We start from the raw sequence: 4,386 nt of genomic DNA, 5'->3' as shown, positions 1-4,386 counted from the left end.
TCGCGGACGGTGGGGTGGTTCACGTCCTCGCGTCCCGTGCGGCTGGATGCCGGGGACGCGTCGGTGAAGCGGGTGAAGGAGCAGGTGCGGTCTGTTCCCGGCGACGGGCTCGGGCACGGACTGCTGCGCTGGCTGAACCCGGAGACGGCCGGGGTGTTGGCGGGTCTGCCGTCGGCGCAGATCGGCTTCAACTACCTGGGTCGTGTGGGTTCCGCCGAGGGCTTCGGAGCGGGAAGCGCGCCCGATGCCGCTGTGATGCATGCCTTGGAGCTGCTGGGGTCGGTACACGAGTCGGCGGACGGTCCGGTGCTGGAGCTGAAGTTGGCGTTCCCGGAGCGGCTGCTGGGCGAGGGACGGGCGCGCGGGCTGCTGGAGGTGTGGGCGGGCGTACTCGCCGATCTGGTCGCGGGTGTTGGGGCCGGGGCGGGTGGTTACTCGCCGTCGGATTTCCCGTTGGTCGGGCTGGATCAGGTCGGCGTGGAGGAGATCGAGGCGGCTGTTCCGGGGTTGGTGGACGTGCTTCCCGTCGCGCCGCTTCAGGAGGGTCTGTTGTTCCATTCCCTCTTCGACGAAGAGGGTGTGGATGTCTATGTCGAGCAGATGGTTCTGGCGCTCGATGGTGAGGTGGACGGGGAGCGGTTGCGGGCGTCGTGGCAGGCGTTGGTTGATCGGCATGCGGCGTTGCGGGCCGGGTTTGTGCAGGTGGCGGGTGTGGCGGGTCCTGTGCAGGTGGTGGTCGACCGGGTCGAGCTGCCGTGGCGCGAGGTCGATGTGTCGGGTCTGGGCGATGATGCCGCGGATCGGGTGGGTGTCGAGGAGCGGGCCGCGCGGTTCGACCTTGCCGCGCCCCCGCTGCTGCGAGTGGCGCTGGTACGCGTCGGTCAGGGCCGGTTCCGGATGATGGTGACGCTGCATCATCTGCTTCTCGACGGGTGGTCGCTTCCCCTGGTCATGGGGGAGTTGTGGGCGCTTTATGCGGCGGGTGGCCGGGCGGACGGGCTTGGTGTGCCGGTGTCGTCGCGGCCGTACTGGGTCTGGCTGGCCGGTCGGGACACGTCGGCGGCGTTGGAGGCCTGGAGGGCCGAGCTGGCGCCGGTCGAGGAGCCGACGCTCGTCGCACCGACCGAGTCGAGCATGACGGCGTCCATCGCCCTGGACCGGGTGGCTGACCACGCGAGCGTCGAACTGGTGGGAAACCTGGAGCGGGTTGCGCGTGGTGCCGGGGTGACGTTGAACACCGTGGTGCAGCTGGCGTGGGGGTTGGTGCTGGGTCAGTTGACGGGTCGTCGTGAGGTGGTGTTCGGGGCGACGGTGGCGGGTCGTCCGGCGGAGCTTGTGGGGATGGAGGAGATGCTCGGGCTGTTCATCAACACGTTGCCGGTGCGGGTGGGCCTGGATGGGTCCCGGTCGGTGGGTGAGGTGCTGGAGGCGCTTCAGTCGCGGCAGTCGGCGTTGCTCGACCATCAGCATGTCGGGCTGAGTGAGGTGCAGCGGGCCGCCGGCCCGGGCGCGACCTTCGACACGTTGCTGGCCTTCGAGAACTACCCGGGGGACCTGGACGCCCAACCTCTGGGTGACGGGCTCACCGTCACGGCAACCGAGCTCCGCGAGTCGACCAACTTCGCCCTGGCGCTGGGGGTCACCCCGGCCGACGGCCTCGCGATCCGTCTCGACTACCGCTCTGACGTGTTCGGGCGCCGGGGCGCCGTGCGGATGGCTCGCCGCCTGGTTCGGGTGCTGGAGCAGATGGCGGCCGATCCGCGGAGGCGGCTGAGCGACATCGACTTGTTGGACGCGTCCGAGCGGGCCGCGGTGGTGGAGGAGTGGAACGCCACCGCTCGGCCGGCGGAGCCCGACACGGTGCTGGAGCGGTTCCGCGGGTGGGCGGTGCGGACGCCGGAGGCGGCGGCGTTGTGGTGTGGGGGGCGTGTTCTGTCCTACGCCGAGGTGGATGCGCGGTCCGATGCGTTGGCGTGTGGGTTGGTGGCGCGGGGTGTGGGGCGTGAGTCGCGGGTGGGGCTTTGCCTGCCGCGTGGCGCCGAGATGGTGGTGGCGATGCTGGCGGTGTGGAAGGCCGGTGGGGCGTATGTCCCGTTGGATCCGGAGTATCCGTCGGACCGTCTGGCGTTCATGGTGGCCGACAGTGGTGCCCAGGTGGTGCTGGTGGCGGAGGAGACGGCGGGTCGGCTGTCGGAGGCCGTCGACGCCGTCCGGCTGGACGGGCTGGGGAGCGGGTCGGGTGAGCTGCCGGAGGTTGTCGGGGACCAGATGGCGTATGTGATTTATACGTCGGGGTCGACGGGGCGTCCGAAGGGTGTGGCGGTGGCGCACGCCTCGGTGGCGAATCTGGCGTCGGCGATGCGTCCGGTGCTGGGGGTCGAGGCGGGTGTGGCGGCGTTGCAGTTCGCGTCGTTCAGTTTCGACGCGGCGGTGCTGGATGTGGCGGTGACGTTGGCCGGCGGTGGGGCGTTGGCGATCGCTTCGGCTGAGGAGCGTCAGGACGGTGTGGCGCTCGCCCGCATGGTCGAGGCGGCCGGTGTTGAGGTGGCGAGTGTGGTGCCGTCGCTGCTGGGGGTGCTGGAGCCGGAGTCGGTTCCGGGGGTTGGGAACTGGGTGCTGGGTGCGGAGCGGCTGGAGGCCGGGCTTGCGGCCAAGTGGCGTGCGGGCACACGGGTGTGGAACACCTATGGGCCCACGGAAGCCACCGTCATCACCACCGCCGTACTGCTGGAGGAGGGCATCACCGGGGAGGACGCGCCGCCGGCGATCGGCCGTCCGCTGCCCAACGTCCGAACCTATGTGCTGGACGCGTTTCTCCGTCCCGTCCCCGAGGGCGTCACGGGTGATCTCTACGTCGCCGGGTCCGGCCTGGCCCGCGGCTACATCAACCGTGCGGATCTGACGGCGGAGCGGTTTGTGGCGTGCCCGTTCGGCGACGGCGACGGGCGGATGTACCGCACCGGGGACCTGGCCCGTTGGTCGGCGGACGGGCAGTTGGAGTTCGTGGGGCGTGCGGATGAGCAGGTGAAGATCCGTGGCTTCCGGGTGGAGCTCGGCGAGGTCGAGGCCGTCCTGGCTGCCTACCCGGGCGTGGACCGGGCTGCGGTGGTGGTCCGGGACGGCCGGCTGGTCGGCTACATCGTCGGTGACGTGGATGCGGACGCTGTGGTGGCTCACGCGGGGATGCGCCTGCCGGAGTACATGGTCCCGTCGGCGGTCGTCGTCCTGGACGCGTTCCCGCTGACGGTCAACGGGAAGATCGACCGCGCCGCGCTGCCCGCGCCCGATCTCGCGTCTGCCGATATGCGTGTGCCGGAGACCCCTGCCGAGGAGGCGTTCTGCTCCCTGTTCGCCGAGGTGTTGGGGCTGGAGGTGGTCGGGGTCGGGGACGGGTTCTTCGAGCTGGGCGGTGACTCGATCATGTCGATGCAGCTTGCCTCCCGGGCTCGCGCGGCCGGTTGGGCGGTGTCACCACGGCAGATATTCGAGGAGAGGACGCCCGAGCGGCTGGCGCGGGTGGCCGTTGCCTCGCTCGGCCCGGGGGACGCGCGGCGCACGAACACCGGCGTCGGCGAGGTGCCGCTGACCCCGGTCATGTGGGAGCTGCTGGACCGGGTCGGCCCCGAGCGGGTGGGCCGGATCGTCCAGCCGGGGGTGCTGACGGTGCCCCCGAACCTGGATCGCGAGGCGATCGTCGATGCCGTACGGGCCCTGGTGGAGCGGCATGAGGTGTTGCGGGCTCGTCTGGTGGCGGAGACCGGGGTGCTGGTGGTCCCGGAGACGTCGGCGGTTTCGGTTGGCGAGTGGGTGGCCCGGGTGGATGCGGTCGGGGTGGATCCGGCTGTCTTGGTGGGGGAGCAGATCGAGGCGGCGGTGGGGCGTCTGGATCCGGCGGCCGGGGTGATGGTGCAGGTGGTGTGGCTGGACGCGGGGCCGGACGTGCCGGGCCGGCTGGTCGTGGTGGCCAACCATCTCGTCGTGGACACCGTCTCGTGGCAGATCCTGCTTCCCGATCTTCAGCGGGCCCTCACGATGCTTGTCGAGGGACGTCCTGTGGAGCTGGATTCCGTTCCGGTGTCGTTCCGCACCTGGGCGCGGGAGCTGGCGGCGGAGGCGGGTCGGCCGGAGCGGGTGGCGGAGCTGCCGGGGTGGCGTGCCGTGCTGGACGGTCCGGGCGTGCTGTTGACGGATGTGCCGCTGGATCCGGGTGTGGATGTGGGGGCGACGGTTCGCGAGGTGTCGGTGACCGTCCCGGCGGACGTGACGGCGGCGCTGCTGACGGGAGTCCCGACGGCGTTCCATGCCGGGGTGGACGAGGTGTTGCTGGCGGGGCTGGCCGGGGCGGTCGGCGAGTGGGCCGGTGTGGGCGGGTTCCTGGTGGATGTC

At 71.0% G+C, this 4,386-nt stretch carries 1 protein-coding gene; it reads left to right on the top strand.

The genetic code is table 11. The annotated features are described in order from the left end of the window. Positions 1-63: 63 nt before the first annotated feature. The coding region (locus tag ACFV9M_RS41840) for an amino acid adenylation domain-containing protein (RefSeq protein WP_385102731.1) at positions 64-4,386 on the top strand (4,323 nt) is incomplete at its 3' end.

The sequence above is a fragment of the Streptomyces sp. NPDC059895 genome (assembly GCF_042731035.1).
GTDB lineage: Bacteria > Actinomycetota > Actinomycetes > Streptomycetales > Streptomycetaceae > Streptomyces.
This window is presented reverse-complemented; position numbering and strand designations above follow the sequence as displayed.